Annotated in this window: 1 rRNA gene; it reads right to left on the bottom strand. The window is 47.3% G+C overall.

The features are described from left to right. Window positions 1–99 (bottom strand): 5S ribosomal RNA (gene rrf, locus F2P46_RS36905); the annotation flags it as partial. Window positions 100–237 lie beyond the last annotated feature (138 nt).

Genomic DNA, 237 nt, shown 5'->3' with positions numbered 1-237 from the left:
TACTTTCACACTGGTTGCAGCACTATCATCGGCGTAAAATCGTTTCACGGTCCTGTTCGGGATGGGAAGGGGTGGTACCGATTTACTATGGTCATCAGGCATAACTTGGTCAGCTTGGTGCTCCCGACCGGGCAGCACTAGCTTGAATCTGGAAGAAGTATCGTTTTATTGTATTACTTTGGGTAGTGATTGCGTATCAACACAAAACACAACGCGCTTTCTTATCTCTGCACCTGC

It is taken from the genome of Massilia sp. CCM 8734 (genome assembly GCF_011682155.1).
Lineage (GTDB): Bacteria > Pseudomonadota > Gammaproteobacteria > Burkholderiales > Burkholderiaceae_D > Telluria_A > Telluria_A rubra.
Note: the sequence above shows the minus strand (reverse complement) of the source record. Positions and strands in the feature narration are given on the sequence as shown.